The organism is Stenotrophomonas sp. YJH_SMC_16, from assembly GCF_059367875.1.
On sequence record NZ_JCAFRH010000002.1, the window covers coordinates 557,811 to 576,975 of the forward strand.

A 19,165-nucleotide genomic window follows, 5' to 3' on the forward strand; every position below is an offset into this window, starting at 1 on the left:
GGGTCAACCGTGTGGGGAAGGTAGACGCGAGGCCCGCGCACGCCGGGCTTCGTTGTCATCGAGGGTGCGCAGCGTGGTGTGCACGAACTCGAGGTGGGCATGCGCGGCGGCGCGCGCGCGTTCGGGGTCGCCTGCCAGCACCGCGTCCATCATCTCGCGGTGCTGGTCGGACAGCGGCGAGAAGGTCCTCGCCGAGGTGTAGAGCTTTTCGCGGCTCTGCGAGATGTTGGTCTGCAGCAGCTCGAACAGGCCACGCATCACCTGCAGCAGCACCAGGTTGTGCGAGGCCTCGGCGATGGACAGATGAAAAGCCGCGTCGGCCTCCGCTTCGCCGGTGGGGTCGTCCTTGCCGTGCGCGTCCATCATGGTCTGGAAGGCCTGCGCGATGCGCGTGCGGTCCTCGTCGGTAGCGCGCAATGCGGCATGCCAGGCGGTGGCACCTTCCAGCGCGTGGCGGATCTCCAGCACGTCGAAGCGGTATTCCGGGTCGCCCTGGAACAGCGGCAGGTACGGCGCCAGCGGTTCATCCAGCGCCTGCCGCGCGCGCGCCGCAGGTTCGGCTACATAGGTGCCGCCACCGACGCGTGCGGTCAGCAGGCCCTGGCTGGCCAGCTGCGCGATGGCTTCGCGCAACGCCGTGCGCGAGACCCCCAGCTGCACCGCCAGGGTGCGCTCGGCCGGCAGCCGGTCACCGGGCTGCAGCTGTTGTTCATGCACCAGGCCGCGCAGCTGTGCGGCCACCTTGTCGGAAATGCGTTGCGTGCTCATGGCGCCATTGTGGCCCGAAGCGCGCAGCGGGTGGTCGGCCAAGCGTGCATGGCTCAGGGAATCATCCAGGTCAGCCAGTAGGCCTGGGCCAGGGTGATCAGGCCGACCATCGTGGTGAAGATCAGGCTGTGCTTGACCGTGAAACGGAACAGGTCCGATTCCTTGCCGGCCAGGCCGACCGCTGCGCAGGCAATGGCGATCGACTGCGGCGAGATCATCTTGCCGGTGACACCGCCAGTGGTGTTGGCCGCCACCAGCAGCACGTCGGACACGCCGATCTGCTGCGCGGTGGTTGCCTGCAGGGCCGAGAACAGCGCATTGGACGAGGTATCCGAACCGGTCAGGAACACGCCCAGCCAGCCCAGGAATGGCGAGAAGAACGGGAACGCGTCGCCGGTGTGCGCCAATGCCAGCGCCAGCGTCGCCGACAGGCCCGAATAGTTGGCGATGAAGGCGAAGGCGAGCACCATGCCGATCGAGTAGATCGGCATGCGCAGCTCGCGCACGGTTTCGCCGAAGGTGCGCAGCGCCGAACGGGCCGGCATGCGCAGCGCGATGATCGCGATCACCGCAGCGAGGATGATCGAGGTACCGGTGGCCGAGAACCAGTCGAACTTGTAGACGGCTTCGTAGCTCAACGGTGCATCCACGATCGGCGGCATCTTCTGCACCATCTGGTCCAGGCCCGGCACCGGGATCTTGAGCACCCAGCTTTCCAGCGGGCCACCCGCCGCGAACAGCGACTTGAACGGCTTGATGCTCCACAGCGTGACCATCGCGGTGAGGATCAGGAACGGCGACCACGCCCTGGCGATCTGGCCAACGCTGTAGCGGGGCGCTTCCAGTGCCTGTGCAGCTGCCTCGGCGCTGGTTTCGGTATCGAAGCGGAAGATCCGCACCGGCTTCCAGCGACGCAGGAACAGGGTCAGGCACAGCAGCGACGCCAGCGACGCGGTGATGTCCGGCAGTTCCGGGCCGATGAAATTGGAGGTGAGGTACTGTGCGATAGCGAACGAGCCACCCGCGACCAGCACCGCCGGCCAGGTTTCCTTGATGCCACGCCAGCCATCCATGATGGCCATGATCCAGAACAGCACGATGATGGTCAGGAACGGCAGCTGGCGGCCGGCCATCTGGCCGATCTCGAATGCATCCAGGCCGGTGACCTGCCCGGCCACGATGATCGGAATGCCCATTGCACCGAACGCCACCGGCGCGGTGTTGACGATCAGGCACAGGCCGGCGGCATACAGCGGCTTGAAGCCCAGCCCGACCAGCAGTGCCGCGGTGATCGCCACCGGCGCACCGAAACCGGCCGCGCCCTCCAGGAAGGCACCGAAGGCGAAGCCGACCATCAGCATCTGCAGGCGCTGATCCTCGGTGACCGAGAGGATCGAGGCGCGGATGATGTCGAACTGCCCGGTCTTGACCGAGACCTTGTAGAGGAATACGGCACCGATGATGATCCAGGCGATCGGCCACAGCCCATAGACGAAACCAAAGCCGGCCGCGCCCAGCGCCTGGCTCAGCGGCATGCCGTAGAACAGCAGGGCCACGCCGAGTGCGATGGCCACGGTGATCGTGCCGGCCAGCCAGCCCTTCATGCGCAGCACGGCCAGGGCAATGAAAAAGAACGCGATCGGCAGCAGCGCGATCAGGCTGGACAACCACAGGTTGCCGGCGGGGTCGTACAGGTGTTGCCAGGGCTGCATGAAGACTCTCGACTGGATGCGGAAGGTGCCCCACCGCAGGCGGTGGGTCGCCGTGACTGTCGATTATTGGTCGTACCAATAAAGATTTCGATCAGACCACTTGCAGCGGATTTAACCGCCATTCCGACGAAGAGCCTATTAGACCATAGCGCTAGATGCCATATTGGTCCGACCATTCAGGCCGCCATGGTAGTGCCGGCCGCTGGCCGGCAACTCGAGATTCCTTACGAGATCCGTTTCTCCAACCGCCGCATCACCGCCAGCACCAGCACGCACAGCACGCTGACGCCGATCGCAATCACGTATTTACCGATGCCCACGGCGATGCCAATGGCCGCCGCCATGATCAGTGAGCTTGCGGTAGTCAATCCGCTGACCTGGTCTTCGCGTGAGCCGCGCAGGATGGTGCCAGCGGCAACGAAGCCAACACAGGCCACCACCGCTTCGATCAGACGGACCGGGTCGACCTGCAGCAGGTCGCGATAGCGCTCCTGCTGGAAATGCTCAGCCACCGAGTCGCCGAGGCCGACAATCAGTGCGGCGGCACCGGCGATCAGCATGTGCGTGCGCAGGCCCGCCGCGTGCTTGCCCATCTCGCGCTCGACGCCGAGCACGCCGCCGAACAACATGGCTGCGGCCACGCGCAGCAGGATCGAGACATCCTGGGTGAGTTCCATGGGAGAGGCTCCGGGATTTTCCCGGAGCGTCGCGCGGCAGCCGTGGCACAACGGTGAAGGCCGCACCACAGCCCGTTCACCCGGCAGCGCCGGGCCCTGCCCGGCATCACCGTCGCCTGCGATTACCGCATCATTGCGCCAGATAGCCACCATCGATGGCGTAGTACGCGCCGGTCGCGAACGAGGCATCGTCGCTGGCCAGCCAGGCCACCAGCGCCGCAACTTCCTCGGCCGTGCCCAGCCGCTTCAATGCATGGCGGCCTTCCAGCGTGGCGCGCACCTTCGGGTCCATCTTCTCCAGCAGCGGTGTGCTGATGAAGCCCGGGCCGACCGCGTTGACACGGATGCCGTCGGCCGCATGTTCCCAGGCGGCGGTCTGGGTCAGCCCAACCACGCCGTGCTTGGCCGCCACGTACGCAGTGGAACCGGCATAGCCCACCTGGCCCAGGATCGAGGCCATGTTGATGATGCTGCCGCCGGTTCCAGCGGCTCGCATCGCCTGGATCTGCGCACGCTGGCACAGGAACACGCTGGTGAGGTTGACGTCGATAACCCGCTGCCAGCCATCGATCGGATAGTCACCGCTGCTGGCAGCCGGCCCGCCGATACCGGCGTTGTTGACCGCCACATGCAGGCCGTCGAGTTCCTTGATCGTGCGCTGCACTGCCGCCTCCACCGCAGCGTCGTCGGTGACGTCCAGCGCGATGCCGATGGCCTGTGCACCCGCATCCCGCAACTGCGCCACGGTGGCATCGACCGCATCCTGCTTCAGATCCCAGACCGAGATCCGCGCGCCGGACGCCGCCAGGGTCTGCGCCACGGCCAGGCCGATACCGGACACGCCGCCGGTCACGATCGCGGTCTTGCCGGTGAGCTGGTAGTCAATCATCTGCGTTCTCCATCAGTGGGGGTATCGAAGTGGCCTGCAACAGCCAACCGCCCCACCCTACGCGTGCGCCCGTGATGGCCTGGCTGACATCGCGTCCATGGCGGATCGTTCCAGCCATGAAACCTCAACTCAAGTTGATGTATGGAATTGCGTACGGATATGCATGCAAAACGCTGGCGTATGTTCGGCGGCATTTTCAATTTGGCCGTAATCGTCAATCGTTTTGACCATATTTAAATCAAAAGCGGTCGAATCGAGGCGACAATGGGAAACGTTTCCATTTTCTCCGACACATTCAATTCAACCTGGTGTTCCCCCCACCCTCCAGAGTGCCCATGCCACTGCTTCCCAGCATGTCTCACGGGTAACGACCGGATCTGCATCTGTGTTGCAGAGTGCGTGGGCGAGGTAATGCCAGCGTCCACCTCCAAAGCACGTGCCGAGCGATGTCCCGATATTTCACTTTTGCTGATTACCGCCGCTTCGGCCACCGCCATGGCTTCGATTACCGCGCCGACCCGGAACACCTGCGCGACGACCAGTGGGCCGGCCATGGCGAGGTCAACGAGCAGTTCCTGCGCGGCGGCATGAGCCTGATCGCCTCCGACGTCCATAATCGCTTTCCTTATGTGGCGACCGCCCATCAGAGTCCCGGCCTGGCCATCCGCGTGATGCTGCAGGGCCAGGTCGATGTGCGCATTCCGCGACGCGCTGGTTTCACCCTGCGCGCTGGCACGGCAATGACCGCGCACCACCGCGAACAGGTCGAGATGACGGGTGCGCATCCCGGCGAAACGCGCATGCGCGGCGTCAGCGTGATGGTGCCCGGCCAGATCGACCCGGACCTGTTCCATCTGCCGCAGCTGGAAACCGCGCTCAACACCCACTTGGAATGCCGCCACTGGGCCATTCCGCATACCCTGCTGCCAGTGCTGGGCCAGCTGTTCGACAGCCCATGGGAGGACGGCATCGACGCCTTGTGGCGGGAAGGCGTCGCACTGCAGCTGCTGGCCGTTGGCCTGAAGGCCGAGGATCTGCAGACCGACCATGTACGAACGCTGCGCGCGGGCCAGCGCGAGCGGCTGGAGCGTGTGCGCGCCTACCTGCACGACGATCCCAGCCATGCCCACAGTCTGATCGAACTGGCCCAGTTGGCCTGCATGAGCCCGAGCTCGCTGCGCCGTCATTTCGCCCAGCAGTACGGCTGCTCGGTATTCGACTACCTGCACGAGCAGCGCATGCGCCACGCCGAACAGGGGCTGCGCGAAGACGGATGGACGGTTGAGCAGGCCGCCGCCGCCAGTGGTTACCGCCACCCCAGCAATTTCGCCGCTGCATTCCGCAAACGTTTCGGCCTGGTACCCAGCCGCTGGCGCACGGGCCCCTCGAAGGTGGGCTGAAGGCTGGTGCCCTGATAGGTGCCGACCTTGGTCGATCGGCATGCCATGGCCCAGCCCTGGCAGGTGTCGACCTTGGTCGACACGCTCCCGTGCCATCGCGGAGGCCGGCCAGCGGCCGGCACTACCAACGCCGCCGGGCATGGCCCGGCGCTACCGACACCGCACATCCCCGGGTAGCGCCGGGCCATGCCCGGCGTCACCCTGGCCGCTTCAATACACCGGCAGATCGATGTAGCTCGCCTGTGCCGCGCTGTGCCAGACCCGCTGCGTGGCCTTCTGGTAATCGCCCGGCTTGGCCAGGTAGATGTTCGGCACGTAGGTCTGCGGGTTGCGGTCGTACAGCGGGAACAGGCTGGACTGCACCTGCACCATCACCCGGTGCCCCTTCTGGAAGGTGTGGTTGGCGTTGGGCAGATCGAAGCGGTACGGCAGCACTTCGTTGGCCGCCAGCGGCTTCGGATCACTGAAGCTCTCGCGGTAGCGGCCACGGAAGATTGCCAGCGACACCGGCAACTCATAGCCCCCCATCTCCGGCGTGGACGCTTCCTGGTCCGGATACACATCGATCAACTTCACCACCCAGTCGCTGTCGGTGCCACTGGTCGAGGCCTGCAGATGCACCACCGGTGCGCCGCCGATGCGCAGCGGCGCGGCCAGCGGTTCGGTGATGAAGGTCAGCACGTCCGGGCGACCATCGACGAAGCGCTGGTCCTTGACCAGCCAGGTGGTCCACATGTCGCGGTCACCGAAACGTACCGGGCGCGGCACGAACGGCACCGGCTTGGCCGGATCGGACACATACTCCTCGAAGTCGCCCTCGCCCGCCGCCGGCGCCTGGAACGCCAGCTTGCCGCCGGCGCGCAGGAACAGCGGCTTGCTGCTGGCGGCACAGCCCTTGTCGCAGCTGCGCGGCCAACCCTTCAGGCGATCCCAGTGGTTCTCACCGGTGTTGTAGATCAGCACCGGCGGCGTGTCCGCCTTCGGCGCACCGTCCACCAGGTACTGGTCGAAGAACGGCTTGAGTACATCACGGCGGAACTGCAGCGCGGTATCGCCATCGAACTTCAGCGCGCCCAGTTCGCTGCCGCTGTAGTTCACCTGGCTGTGCCGCCACGGCCCCATCACCAGGTAATTGCGGTTGTTGCCGCTGTCGCGCCCTTCCATTGCCTGGTAGGCATGGTTGGCACCCCACATGTCCTCCTGGTCCCACAGGCCCTGCAGCCACATGGTCGGCACCTTCAGCGGTGTTTTCGCCATCACCGCATCCAGCGCCTGGCCCTGCCAGAACCCGTCATAGGCCGGATGCTCAATCAGCTTCTTCCACCAGGTCAGCTGGTCCACACCGGTGAAGCGCGCGTAGTCGCCGGCCGAACCGATGCGCAGGAAGGTGCTGTAGTCGTCGTAGCCGAGGCTGGGCAGCGGCGTGCCCTTGCCGCGCTTCTCGGTCTGCATCGCGAAATAGTTGAAGTTGACCTGGCGGAACGCACCGTAGTTGAGCCAGTCGTCGCCCATCCAGCCATCGACCATCGGGCTCTGCGGCGCAGCCACCTTCAGTGCCGGATGCGGGTCGGTCAGCGCCATCACCACGGTGAAGCCCTCGTACGACGAGCCGAGCATGCCGACCTTGCCATTGCTCTCCGGTACGTTCTTCACCAGCCAGTCGATGGTGTCCCAGGCATCGGTGGAGTGGTCCACCTTGGTGTTGTTCAACGGCCCGCGCAGCGGCCGGGTCATCACGTAATCGCCTTCGGAGCCGTACTTGCCGCGGATGTCCTGGAACACGCGGATGTAACCGCCGTCGACGAACACCTCGTCGCCCTGCGGTAGCAGGTCGCGCATGCGTGGCGAATCACTGCGGCTGGCGCGGCCAGCGGCATCGTAAGGTGTGCGGGTCAGCAGGATCGGCGCGTTGCGGGCGCCCTTGGGCACCACGATCACCGTATACAGCTTGGTGCCGTCACGCATCGGCACCATCACCACGCGCTTGTCGTAGTCGCGACCGACATCAGGGGCAACGAAGGGCTTGCCGCTGATGTCCGGGGTCATCGGCGGGGTATCGGCGGCCAGCACGGTGCTGGACAGGCAAAGGGCAATGGCTACAGCGACGGCACGCACACGCATGGACAACCCCTCCCGGCAGGAAAGCCTCAAGCCTACTCCTGCCCCGAGCCGTGAAGTGTGTGCGGGCTTTGCATTCTGCGGTGGATGCAGGCAGGACTGATGGCACATGTGCTGCCCGACGGGCACGCATCCATCTGGCCGTTGTAGAGCCGAGCCCACGCTCGGCTGGGGCCACCGCAACCTCCCCGAAGAGCAGCCGAGCCTGGGCTCGGCTCTACAACATCAGGCTGCCGTTACTTCATGCAACGCCAGCCAACGCCAACGGCCGTCTTCCTGCCGCAGCACGGCCAGTGCTTCACGCCAGGCCATCCCACCTTCAGCAACGCCCTGCCCTTCACGGTAGCGCAGCATCACCAACGGTGCCGGCACCGCAATGAACTGCAGGGCATCGATTTCGATACGCAAGCCCGGGCGGGCACCATGGCCGCCAGCGAACATGCCGGCCAGGGCTTCGCGGTCCAGGCGCTGCCCGGCAATACCGACCATGCTGAAGTCGGTGCAGAAATGATCCATCAGCGCATCCAGCGTACTGGCGGCTGCTTCCGCACGGAACCAGGCCTGCAGCTTGGCGATCAGATCATGGAACTCGTTCTCTGCGGTCATCGTCATTGCATTGTCTCGGGTTGGGAAAGAGAGATCGATTGCGGCCGACGCAGCAATACCATCGGCAGCAGAGTCAGTAGGGCGGCCAGCCCCAGCGCCACGCGCGTGGCGTTTGCCGGCAGCCATTGCATGGCCAATGCCAGCAGCAGCGCAATGGCGGCGGTACCTACGCAGAAGCTGAGCTGACGGTTGAGGTTCCAGAGGGCACTGGCATCGCCCAGCGCTTCACCCTCCACGCCATGGAAGGCCAGCGTCTGCGCCGTGCTGCTGCACAGGCTGCCGCCCGCCCCCATCAGCGCGAACAACAGCGCGGCCAACGCGAAGGCCGGCTGCGGCAGCAGCGCCATCGACAGCATGCCGCTGGCCTGCAGCAGCATGCCCGTACGCAGTACCGTGGCCGGGCCGAAGCGAGCCAGCAGGCGCTTGCTGGCCGTGATCGCAGTGGCCGAGGCCAGCGCCCACGGCAGCATCAGCGCGCCGATGCGTGCCGCGCTGTAACCGGCCTGGTGGAGCTGCAGGGTACTGACCAGCTGGCTGCCGATGAATACACCGGGTACGGCCAGATAGATCAGCATCGCCAGCCGCAGCCCACGATGCGACAGCAACGACCAGCGCAGGAGGGGCTGCGCCTGCCGACGCGCATGCCGCAGGTGGGCCACCGCCAGCAGCAGTGCGACCAGCAACAACACGGCACCTGCGCCGCGGTGTCCGGACTCACCCAGCCAGGTCAGCGCCAGCAGCAGCGCGCCCAGCGCCAGCATCGCGGTGGACAGCGCATAGGCCTGCAGCCGCGGCGCACTGCGCACGCCATCGGCCGGCATCCATGCCAGCACAAGCGCGATCGCCACCACCGCCAAGGGCAGGCTGGCCCAGAGCACGCCTCGCCAGGCCAACCACTGCACCAACAACCCGCCCAACGCGGGCGCCAGTGCCGGTACCAGCAGCGCCACCAGCAGGATGCGCCGGGTCAGCGCGCCACGCTGGTCGGACGTGCATTGTCGGTACGCTGCCGCCTGTGCCACCGGAATCAGCAGGCCACCGGCCAGCCCCTGCAGCAGGCGCCAGCCCAGCAGCCAGCCGATACCCGGTGCGGCGCCGGCCAGCACAGCGGCAACCGCGAACAACAGCAACGCCACCAGCAGCAGGCGACGCTCACCACAGCGCGCGGCCAACCAAGGCGCCAGCGGAATCACCACGCTCAGGCCCAGCATGTAGGCGGTGCCCACCCAGGCCAGGGTACCGACATCAGCGTGCAGTTCCGCTGCCAGTGCCGGATAGGCCACCGTGGCGATGAACATGTTGACCAGATCCAGGGCGAACACCAGCAGGAAGATCGCCTCATGGCGCAGGCGGGGGGACGGCATCGGCGGCGCTCCAGCAGGGAAGCGGCCAGCATGCCGTGCGGGCCTTGTTGGAAAAACACGACGACAGCTGCAACACTGTCAAATCTGTTTTGACAATGGACCGCCATGGTCAGCCTCGATCGCTTCGATATCTTCCGCGCCGTGGTCGAGGCCGGCAGCCTGACCGCCGCCGCCGACCGCCTGGGCCTCAGCCGCGCGGTGGTCAGCTTCAACCTGAGGCGGCTGGAACAGGAGCTGGGCGTGACCCTGCTGCTGCGCAGTACCCGGCACCTGTCCCTGACCGAGGCTGGCGAGCAGTTCCTGCAGCACTGCGTGCAGGCGCTGGACGCCGCCCAGGCGGCGATCGATGCCGCGCGCCGCGACCAGCACCAGCTTCAGGGCGTGCTGCGCCTGACCACCACGCCGGAGTACGCCCAGCTACGCTTGATTCCTGCGCTGGAGGCGTTCCGTGCGCGGCACCCGGCGCTGCAGCTGCACCTGTCCACGTCTCCCGCGCCGGCGGACCTGATTCCCGAACGCTTCGATCTGGCGATCCGCCTCGGCCGTCTGCCGGATTCGGGCCTGCACGCCAGCGAATTGGAACGCCATCCACTGTGCCCCGTGGCGGCTCCGTCCCTGCTGGCACGCCTGCCCTCTGCCGATGCTGCCGACGACCCCGTGCAGCTGGGCACCCTGCCCCGCCTCGGCTACCCGCGCCTGGCCGACGTGCCGGTGGTGGCGCCGGATGGCAGCGACGCCCTGTTTGCCACCAGCCCGGGCAATGCGGTGGTGCGCGTAGATGGTGCCAGCAGCCTGCGTGCCTTCGCCGTGGCCGGCGCCGGGGTCACCGTGCTGCCACGCTGGCTGATCGAGGACGACCTGGCCCAGGACCGGCTGCGCCCGGTGCTGCGCCAGCACCGCTTCCCGCAGCAGAGCGTGTACGCGGTCTACCCGCACAGCACGCAGCCCTCACCGAAGGTGCGGCAGCTGATTGATTTCCTGCGCGGATGGTTTGGCAGCGCGCCCGGGTGATGACGGCGTCCGCCGGGCGCGGCGTTCTGGAGCCGAGCCCACGCTCGGCTCCGTTCTACAACAGCCGAGCATGGGCTCGGCGCTACAGTAGATATCCGGTAGCGCCGGGCCGTGCCCGGCGAGCGCAGCGGCAATCTACAAACAAACACGGCCCCTTCCGGGGCCGTGTCTTCAAGGCCTCAGCGCAGCACCTGCTCCACCAGCTGCACGTCCACCGTCTGCAGCGGCTCGGCAGCATTGCGCGACAGCTGCACCTGGTAGGTGCCGCCGTCGATCTTCCACTGGCGGGCCTGCGCATCGTAGTGCGCCAGCGTCTTCGGTTCGGCTTCGATGCGGATGCGGCGCTGTTCGCCCGGCTGCAGGTTCACCTTGTCATAGCCGATCAGTCGGATCGGCGTGGTGCTGCCAGCCGGCAGCTTCAGGTACAGCTGGGCCACGTCGGCACCGGCGCGCTCGCCGGTGTTGCGGATGTCCACGCTGGCGACCAGGCGCGAACCTTCCACGCTGACTTTCAGGTTCTCATAGGCGAACGAGGTGTAGGACAGGCCATGACCGAACGCGAAGGTGGGCTTCAGGCCCTTGGCCGCCATCCACTTGTAACCGACGTTGGCACCTTCGATATCGAAATCGAACACATCACCGAACGGCTTGGCCGGCTTGAAGCCGAGGCCGTCGATGTGCGGGCGCGGCAGCTGCGATTCGTCCACCACCCAGGTCACCGGCAGGCGGCCGGACGGATTGACCTGGCCGGTCAACAGCGCGGCAATGCCTTCGCCACCGCGGATGCCCGGGTACCAGGCCTGCAGCATCGCCGGCACCTGCGCCAGCCATGGCGTGCGCACCGGGCCATTGGTTTCCAGCACCAGCACGGTCTTCGGGTTGGCCTTGGCCACCGCCGAGATCAGCGCGTCCTGGTTGTCCGGCAACTGCATGTCCGGCAGATCCACCGATTCGGCGGCCCACTGGGTGGCGAACACGATGGCGACGTCGGCCTGCGCGGCAGCCCTGGCCGCGGCGGCGGCGTTGGTGCCGTCCACGTACTCGATGGTCGCCTCCGGACGCGCTGCGCGCAGCGATTCCAGCGGCGAGGACGGGTGGAAGATCACCGGGCCCGGCCAGGTGGTCGGCAGCACGCCCGGCACTGCATTGGTGCCCTTGGCGGTCACGCCCACCATCGATGAACCGCCGCCGCCAATCACGCCCTTGTCGGCGTGGCCACCGATGATGACGATGCGCTTCACCGTGTCGGCCAGCGGCAGCAGGTTGCCTTCATTGCGCAGCAGCACGCTACCCTCTTCCACCGTGCGCTGGGCGACGGCGAAGCCGGCCTCGGCATCGACCTTCTGGTGCTGCGGCGGGTTGTCGAAGTTGCCATGCAGGAACATCGTGCGCAGGATGCGCGCGACCATGTCATTCAGGCGCGCCTGCGGCACCACGCCGCCATGCACGGCCAGGCGCAGCGGCTCATCGAAGAACACCGCCGCGTCGAACACTTCGCCGGCCGACTGCTGGTCCAGGCCGGCCAGCGCCGCCTTCGAACCGCTGTGCACGCCACCCCAGTCGGACATCACGAAACCGGGGAACTTCCATTCCTGCTTCAGCACCTGGTTCATCAGGTAGCCGTTCTCGCAGCCGTAGGTGCCGTTGATCTTGTTGTACGAGCACATCGCCACGCCCGGGCGGCCGGCTTCCAGCGCGATCTCGAAGGCCAGGAGGTCCGACTCGTGCATGGCCTGTTCGCCAATGCGCACGTCGTGGAAGTTGCGGCGGGTCTCCATGTCGTTCAGCGCGAAGTGCTTCATCGAGGAGATCACGTGCTGGCTCTGCACGCCCTGGATCAGCGCGCCGACCATCGAACCGGCCAGCAGCGGATCTTCACCGGCATATTCGAAGTTGCGGCCATTGCGCGGATCACGCTGCAGGTTGACGCTGCCCGACAGCAGGATGTTGAAGCGCTGCTGCCATGCCTCGCGGCCCATGGTCGCGCCACCCGCGAAGGCGACCTGCCGGTTCCAGCTCGATGCGGTGGATGGGCCCGATGGCATCGCCGTGGCGAAATCACCGGGGCGGATGCCGCCCGGATTGGTCACGCCGACGCCGGCATCGGCCGACTGCTGCGACGGAATGCCCAGGCGCGGCACTGCCGGCACGAAGCCGGCCGAACCGACCGCGCCTTCCGGCAGCGGGCCACCGTCCTTGCCCAGCCCGAAGTAACTGTGCAGCATCTGGAACTTCTCGTCCTCGGTCATCGCCTTCAGCAGCAGCGCAGCGCGCGCATCGGCGTTGAGGGTGGTGTCCATCCACGGCCTGTCGCCATGTTTGTCGGCGGCATAGGCCAGGGTCAGCAGGGTGGCGCGCAGGGTGTTGCCTTCCAGCTTGAACGGCGCACTGCTGGCGGCCTGGAAACCATCGCTGAAATAGCTGGCATCGGCTTCCAGGGCGACACGCGCCGGATCGAAGCCTGCGGCCTTGGCCGATTCACCGGCCACCGCACCGAGCAGCACCGCCGGTGCACCCAGCCGCGAACGGGTGACCAGCGCTGGCAGCTGCGCGGCACCTGCACCGGCATCGGTATAGACCGCCACCGTGTGGCGGCCATCGTCCAGGCGCAGGTAGCTCAGGCCCGGCTGGTCCGGGCCGGATTCAGCGGCGATCGGCAGCCGGGTCAGCACGGCCTGGCCGCGCTGGATCTGGCCATCGTCACTGCCGGCGGCGATGAAGCGGTACTCGTAGCCCAGGCCATCGGCCAGCACCTGCAGCGGATCGACCTGGCCGATGCCGCGCTGCACCTGGCGCACGCTCACCGCGTCCACCTGCAGGGTCTTCAGCTGGGCGGCCAGGGCCGGCATCGTCTCGGCGGTCGGGGCCTGTTCCAGGGTCAGCACAGTGAACGCGGCGGGGTCGGCCCAGGCCGGGGCGGCCAGTGCGACAGACAGGGCCAGGGACAGTGCAAGCGGCTTTGTAAACGTTTTCATCGGCAGGCGTAATTCCGTTGCCAAGGCAATCGGTCCAGGGAAAGTGCCGCCGAAGGGTGCAGCGTTCATGCCGCGCAGGAATTGCCAGGCAACCTCCCGCAGGCCGAAGGACGGGCCGGTCTGCGCCTGGGACCCTCCTCCCGGCGTGACAACCTGCCTGTCCGGGCCGCGCAGGGCGACCCAATCCTGTGAAGATTGTGCGAGGGCGTTCACACCTGTCAACAGGACCTAAGTCACAGAGGCAACCCGGCCAGCGGTTATCAGGCCATCACCGGCGGTCATCAGCAGGCTGCGTGGGGCTGCCGATAATGAGGTGTCACCGGCCCTGGACCCCGCCCATGAACATACACCGCGACTTCGATCATCTCTGGCGTGACCGCTGTGATACCTCCACCCAGCGCAGCCCACGCGTGCTGATCCGGGTATTCGTTGCCCCTGGCGAACTGGAGCGCAGCGTGGCGTTCTACGAGCAGTTGCAGGGTGTGGTGGCCGATGCGGGCTTCCCGTTTCCCGATGCCGGCCTACGCCTGGCGATGGTCGGTGCATTCCTGCTGATCGAAGGTTGCGATGAGGCGCTGGCGCCATTCACTTCGACCACGGGGACGCTGCTGGTCGATGACGTTCGGCCCTATCACGACAAACTGGTCGCGGCCGGTGCCGAGATCATCTTCCCGCTGCAGGTGGTGCCGACCGGGGCGGCGTTCAATGCGGTGCATCCCGATGGCACGGTGGTCGAGTACGTGCATCACCGGCCGGATCCGCACGGGCGGTGAGAGTGCGCGCGGCCGGGCTGCGCCCGGCACCCGCAGAGGCAACGGCCAATGCAACAGCAGAAGCAAAAGCTGGGTTCCTGTGGGGTGGCGGGGTGGGTCCGGTTGCGGGGGACGGCGCAAGTACGTCCATGTAGCCTCGGTCGCGCCATCCATGGCGCTCACGCCCCCGCAACCGGACCCACCCCGCCTTCGACAATTCGCCGCAATCTGCAGTAGATCCACGCCAGGCGTGGATGCTCTTCGATCAATCGTCGAATTAATCGATTTCGATGGAGATTCATCCACGCATGGCGTGGATCTACAATCCCTCCATGTCCTCCCCCGCCCTGCCCTGGAATGGCACGCTGCTGCTGGATGCTCACGTGGCGGTGCTGCAGGGCCATGCCGGTGACAGCAGCGTACATGCGCACTACGCCCATCAACTGCTGCTGAGCGACGGTACGCCCTGGCAGGTCGAAGTCGATGGCGTACGGCAGCAGGGCCAACGGCTGTGGCTGCCCTCCTTCCAGACGCATGCGATCCTGTCGGCGCCGGAAGCGGGCTGCACGGTGTTCCTCGAACCCGCGCATGCCGATTCCACGCAGATCCAGCAGCATCTGCACGCACTGCCGGGCAATACCATGGAGCTACGCGACTGGCTGCCACGGCTGAGCCGCCCACAACCGCTGGACCGCCGCGTGCAGGCGGCATTGGCCCGTATCGCCCAGCACCTGCCTGACCCGGTGCCGGCCGCCGATATCGCCGAGGCGGCGCACCTGTCGGCCAGCCAGCTGCACCGGCGTTTCCAGTCCGACCTGGCGGTGACACTCCGCGGCTGGGTACTGTGGCAACGCCTGCGCAATGCACTCACGCATCATCTGCACGGCCACAGCCTGACCGACAGTGCGCATGCCGCTGGATTCGCCGATCTGGCCCATCTGTCGCGCAGCCTGCGCCGCATGTTCGGCATCAGTGCCGCGCAACTGCAGGGCCTGCAGCTGCACGCGGCCTGACACGACCCATCATCCGCGCCTGCGCAGACCTTCCGGCAGCTCCGGCACCTCGCCATGTGGCAGTTCTCGGAACGGCGCCAGCAGTTGCCCGGGGTAATCGCGCGGATAGTCCGGCTGGCTGCCGATGCCGAGGTCGTGCTGGCGCAGCCGATAGCCCGGCGCATCGAAGGCAGTCCCCAGCAGGTGATCCCAGACGGTCAGGAACAGGCCGAAGTTGACGTCGCCGGCGGTGCCGTAACGCATGTGATGGAAGCGGTGCAGCGGCGCCCAGGCCATCACCCGGCCCAGCACGCCGGGACGCATGTCCACGTTGGAGTGCTGCAGCAGCAGCTGGATGGCAATGGCGAAGGCCAGCACCGCCGCCACCGGCATCGGCAGGCCCAACAGCAGCAGCGGTAGCACGCCGCCCACCGCTTCGGCGGCCTGGTGCAGTGGGTGTTTCATCAGCCCGTTGAAGCCATACATGCGGGTCACGCTGTGATGCACGGCATGCAGACGCCATAGCCAGCCGATGCGATGGCTGGCGTAGTGCACCAGGGTGATGCCGAGATCGGCAGCGATGATCGCCACCAGTAGCTGCAGTGCGAACGGCCACTGCAGCGGCCACAACTGCCACGGAATGATCGCCGCCAGCAGCGGCACCGCCGCGATCGACAACAGGTTCAGGCCTTCGTTGACCAGCGCGTGCAGGGCGTCACGCACACGGTCGCCGTGGTCGCGGTTGAACGCAGGGTCATACGGCCAGGCGCGCTCGGCGACGAACGAAACCGCAATGGCGATCGCCAGCAGGGCCAGCAGCCACAACGGATCGCCATGGCAGTGGCCGACCCAGACGACGGCAGTGGCGACGAATCCAAGCAGGAACAGCGGGGCATACAGGCGGAGCATCCAGTGCTTCATGGGCAACCCGGGAAGTGAGGGGCCAGCATGCTGGCGTGGCGTGTGGGTTGCTGGCTTGAACAAACGGCGCAACCCTGCGGGCACCACGCTTCCCACATCCACGCATGGCGTGGATCTACAATGATGCTCTCATCGCGCCCGGGACCGGCATGGACTCCTTCAACCTGATGCGCGCCTTCCGCCGCATCGTCGAACGCGGCGGGCTCGCTCGTGCCGCCGAAGACCTGGGCATGTCGCCGGCCGGCCTGAGCAAGCAGTTGCGCACGCTGGAAACGCACCTGGGCGTGGTGCTGCTGCAGCGGACCACGCGGCGCATGAGCCTGACCGAAACCGGCCACGCCTATTACCGCGAATGCTGCCGCCTGCTCGACGAGCTGGAAGCGCTGGAACGCGGCATCGCCGAACAGCGCGGCGAGGTGGCCGGGCGCCTGCGCGTGAACGCGCCGCAGTCATTCGCACTGAGCACGCTGTCGCCGCTGCTGCCGCGCTTCCTGCAGCAGCATCCACAGTTGTCGCTGGACCTGGTGATGGAAGATCGCCTGCTCGATGCAGTCGGTGAGGGTTTCGATGTGTCGCTGCGGCTGCGTGCCGAACTGGATGATTCACGCCTGGTGGCGCGCCGGCTGGCGTCGCTGCAGCAGGTGCTGTGCGCGGCCCCGTCCTACCTGCGGCAGCATCCGGCACCGCAGGCGGTGGACGATCTGCAGGCGCACAGCGTGCTGGCCTACAGCCTGTCCGACTCCCCCGGCAGCTGGCCGCTGCTCGGTCCCGATGGCCAGGTGACCATCACACTGCCCGCGCGCGTCACCGTCAACAACAGCTTGCTGCTGCGCGACCTGCTGGTGGCCGGCATGGGCATCGGTGCCCTGCCCTCGTTCCTGGCCGCTCCGGCACTGGTGCGGGGCGAACTGCAGCAGGTGCTGCCCGACCACCGCTATCCGCCGCGCTTCGTGCATGCGGTCTATCCCACCTCGCGCCACCTGCAGCCCAAGGTGCGCGCCTTCATCGATTTCCTGCACGCCGAGCTGCCCGGCTGCGCCGGCCTGGATTCGTAACCGCCAGCGAAAACTGAGCTGCCCGCGGCGTGCTGTTTCGGCCACGCCGCGCTGCCTAATCTGCCGCCTCCCCTCTCACCGATGGCAGGCAGATGTCTTCCGTTCCTTCCCCCGCCACCGCCGCGCCGGTGGTCGATTTCTTCCACGACGTGGTCTGCGGCTGGTGCTTCGTGCTGGCCCCGCGCCTGAAGCAGGTCTCCGCCGAACTCGGCATCCAGGTGCGCCACCGCAGCTTCGTGCTGCAGGACTCGCGCGCACAGATGGTCGAGGTGTTCGGCTCGATGGAGCGCGCCAAGGCGATCATCCTGCGCCACTGGACCGACTGCGCCGCGCATGAAGACACCGCGCGCATCGATATCGAAGGCATGCGCGCGCAGGACTTCGAGTATCCCTCCGGCTGGCTCGGCGCACTGGCCTGCCAGGCCGCCGGCATGCTCGGTGGCAACGACGCCCATGGCGCGATGTTCGATGCCGTGCAGTGGGCGCACCTGCACCAGCACCGCAACATCGGCGACGCCGAAGTCCTGCTGGATATCGCCGAAGCGCTGGGCCACCCGCGTGGCGCCTTCGCTGACCACATGCGCAGCGACGCAGTACGCCAGCGCGTGCAGGTCGATCGCGCCGAAGCCGCTGCCCTCGGCATCCGTTCCATACCCACCGTGATCGGCGGCAACGGCCTGCGCCTGCAGACCCTGCCGCTGCCACACCTGCGCCAGGCCCTGGCGCACCTGGTCGCGGCCTGAGCCGCACCCTCCCCCACCCTGCAAGGAGATTCCCCATGACCCCACGTACCCTGGCCACCGCGCTGGCCCTGCTGCTGGCCGGCACCGCAGCTTCCACCACCGTGTCCGCGCACGAACGCGCACCCTCCGGCCAGCAGGTCGGCACCAGCCCCTGGGGGCCGAAGGACGAGATCGGCCGCCTCAACCTGATCACCGAGGCCTCGCGTGCGGCGATCCTGTCGCGGGTCAGCGGCGGCAAGGCCTATGACCTGGCCACCGAGTACTACGTCGGCATGCCCAGCTGGCAGGATGCCGGCGACCCGCACTACCAGTTCTGGATGACCCACACCCCGCGCGGCACGGTGATGGATGATCCGATGGGCGTGGGCGAAACCATGAACCTCACCCGCAGCTACACCGGCACCGCGTTCTCGATGTACAGCCACACCGGCACCCACATCGATGCGCTGAACCACTTCGGCATCCATGGAAAGATCTGGAATGGCTTCGAGGCCGACAAACACCTCGGCGACCGTGGCTGGAATGTCACCGGCATCGAGAAGTTCCCGCCGTTGATCGCGCGTGGCGTGCTGATCGACGTGGCCACCGCCAAGGGCGTGGACATGCTGCCGGACAGCTACCGCGTCACCCGCCAGGACCTGAAGGATGCGCTGGCACGCCAGAAGGTGAAACTGCAGCAGGGCGACGTGGTGCTGATCCGCACCGGCCGCATGCGCCTGTTCGAACAGCCCAAGGCCTACATGGCCAACCCGCCGGGCATGGGCCTGGACGCAGCGCGCTTCCTGATCGAGGACAGCGGCGCGATGATCGTCGGTGCCGACAACCTCAGCTTCGAGACCTTCCCCTCGGAGGTGTCCGACGACTACGTGCCGCTGCACACCTACCTGCTGGCCCAGCAGGGCGCGCCGATCATCGAGCTGGTGGCGCTGGACGAACTGGCCCACGACAAGGTCTACGAGTTCGCCTTCATCGGCGGCCCGCTGAAGATCCGCGGTGGCGATGCCGCGCCGCTGCGCCCGGTCGCGCTGCCGGTCCGCCCGTAACCGGGGGCATACCCGGGTAGCGCCGGGCCATGCCGGGGGGCCGACCTTGGTCGGCACCCCTACCCCTTCAGCAACCTGAAATCCGACCCTCCGATTTCATTAGTAATTCTACTCACAAGGCGAGTAGCATGTCCGGTCT

The 19,165-nt window shown here is 66.9% G+C and carries 16 protein-coding genes; 7 read left to right on the forward strand and 9 right to left on the reverse strand.

Annotated elements, in window-relative coordinates:
- Positions 1-3 precede the first annotated feature (3 nt).
- The 4 genes from lldR to AC5P6E_RS07255 form a co-directional block, all read right to left on the reverse strand.
- A complete protein-coding gene (lldR, locus tag AC5P6E_RS07240; protein WP_029379987.1) occupies positions 4-768 on the reverse strand; it encodes a transcriptional regulator LldR in 765 nt (254 codons plus the stop codon).
- Between the two features lie 53 nt (positions 769-821).
- Entirely contained in the window at positions 822-2,480 is a 1,659-nt protein-coding gene (lldP, locus tag AC5P6E_RS07245) for an L-lactate permease (protein ID WP_329835063.1), read from the reverse strand.
- A gap of 224 nt (positions 2,481-2,704) precedes the next feature.
- Positions 2,705-3,157 (reverse strand): MgtC/SapB family protein, encoded by a 453-nt coding sequence (locus tag AC5P6E_RS07250; protein WP_005410036.1) that lies wholly within the window; start codon positions 3,155-3,157, stop codon positions 2,705-2,707.
- A 130-nt stretch (positions 3,158-3,287) separates the two neighbouring features.
- Positions 3,288-4,046 carry an SDR family NAD(P)-dependent oxidoreductase gene (locus AC5P6E_RS07255; RefSeq protein WP_049452746.1) on the reverse strand — a complete coding sequence of 253 codons (759 nt, stop codon included), beginning with the start codon at positions 4,044-4,046 and terminating at the stop codon, positions 3,288-3,290.
- 446 nt (positions 4,047-4,492) lie between these two features.
- Here AC5P6E_RS07255 and AC5P6E_RS07260 point away from each other — a divergent pair, with 446 nt between their 5' ends.
- Positions 4,493-5,446, forward strand: coding sequence for a helix-turn-helix transcriptional regulator (locus AC5P6E_RS07260; RefSeq protein WP_010485049.1), 954 nt, complete (start codon positions 4,493-4,495; stop codon positions 5,444-5,446).
- Between the two features lie 210 nt (positions 5,447-5,656).
- On the opposite strand, the gene AC5P6E_RS07265 is transcribed toward AC5P6E_RS07260, so the two are convergent.
- The 3 genes from AC5P6E_RS07265 to AC5P6E_RS07275 form a co-directional block, all read right to left on the reverse strand.
- Positions 5,657-7,567: a CocE/NonD family hydrolase gene (locus tag AC5P6E_RS07265; protein ID WP_010485046.1), complete on the reverse strand. Its 1,911-nt coding sequence runs from the start codon at positions 7,565-7,567 to the stop codon at positions 5,657-5,659.
- Between the two features lie 222 nt (positions 7,568-7,789).
- On the reverse strand, positions 7,790-8,176 hold the full coding sequence (locus tag AC5P6E_RS07270; RefSeq protein WP_010485044.1) for a DUF4440 domain-containing protein: 387 nt from the start codon (positions 8,174-8,176) through the stop codon (positions 7,790-7,792).
- Positions 8,173-9,534, reverse strand: a complete 1,362-nt coding sequence (locus AC5P6E_RS07275) for an MFS transporter (protein ID WP_329835068.1) — start codon at positions 9,532-9,534, stop codon at positions 8,173-8,175. Before AC5P6E_RS07275 ends, AC5P6E_RS07270 begins: the two co-directional genes overlap by 4 nt.
- Positions 9,535-9,639: 105 nt before the next feature.
- On the opposite strand from AC5P6E_RS07275, the gene AC5P6E_RS07280 reads away from it, so the two are divergent.
- Positions 9,640-10,545, forward strand: a complete 906-nt coding sequence (locus AC5P6E_RS07280) for a LysR family transcriptional regulator (protein ID WP_010485040.1) — start codon at positions 9,640-9,642, stop codon at positions 10,543-10,545.
- 179 nt (positions 10,546-10,724) lie between these two features.
- Here the strand turns inward: AC5P6E_RS07280 and AC5P6E_RS07285 are convergent, their stop codons facing one another.
- Positions 10,725-13,520: a beta-glucosidase family protein gene (locus AC5P6E_RS07285; protein WP_329835070.1), complete on the reverse strand. Its 2,796-nt coding sequence runs from the start codon at positions 13,518-13,520 to the stop codon at positions 10,725-10,727.
- A 338-nt stretch (positions 13,521-13,858) separates the two neighbouring features.
- On the opposite strand from AC5P6E_RS07285, the gene AC5P6E_RS07290 reads away from it, so the two are divergent.
- Positions 13,859-14,293: a VOC family protein gene (locus AC5P6E_RS07290; RefSeq protein ID WP_010485036.1), complete on the forward strand. Its 435-nt coding sequence runs from the start codon at positions 13,859-13,861 to the stop codon at positions 14,291-14,293.
- A gap of 287 nt (positions 14,294-14,580) precedes the next feature.
- The gene (locus tag AC5P6E_RS07295; RefSeq protein ID WP_010485034.1) at positions 14,581-15,285 is read left to right on the forward strand and encodes a helix-turn-helix domain-containing protein; all 705 of its coding nucleotides are present in this window, start codon (positions 14,581-14,583) and stop codon (positions 15,283-15,285) included.
- A 9-nt stretch (positions 15,286-15,294) separates the two neighbouring features.
- On the opposite strand, the gene AC5P6E_RS07300 is transcribed toward AC5P6E_RS07295, so the two are convergent.
- The gene (locus tag AC5P6E_RS07300; protein WP_227199619.1) at positions 15,295-16,173 is read right to left on the reverse strand and encodes a sterol desaturase family protein; all 879 of its coding nucleotides are present in this window, start codon (positions 16,171-16,173) and stop codon (positions 15,295-15,297) included.
- Between the two features lie 116 nt (positions 16,174-16,289).
- Between AC5P6E_RS07300 and AC5P6E_RS07305 the strand changes: the two genes are divergently transcribed.
- From AC5P6E_RS07305 to AC5P6E_RS07315, 3 genes are all read left to right on the forward strand, one after another.
- A complete protein-coding gene (locus AC5P6E_RS07305) occupies positions 16,290-17,240 on the forward strand; it encodes a LysR family transcriptional regulator (RefSeq protein ID WP_329836078.1) in 951 nt (316 codons plus the stop codon).
- 92 nt (positions 17,241-17,332) lie between these two features.
- Positions 17,333-17,983, forward strand: coding sequence for a DsbA family oxidoreductase (locus AC5P6E_RS07310; RefSeq protein WP_010485027.1), 651 nt, complete (start codon positions 17,333-17,335; stop codon positions 17,981-17,983).
- Between the two features lie 35 nt (positions 17,984-18,018).
- Positions 18,019-19,026, forward strand: a complete 1,008-nt coding sequence (locus AC5P6E_RS07315) for a cyclase family protein (protein ID WP_329836076.1) — start codon at positions 18,019-18,021, stop codon at positions 19,024-19,026.
- The last annotated feature ends 139 nt before the right edge of the window (positions 19,027-19,165 follow it).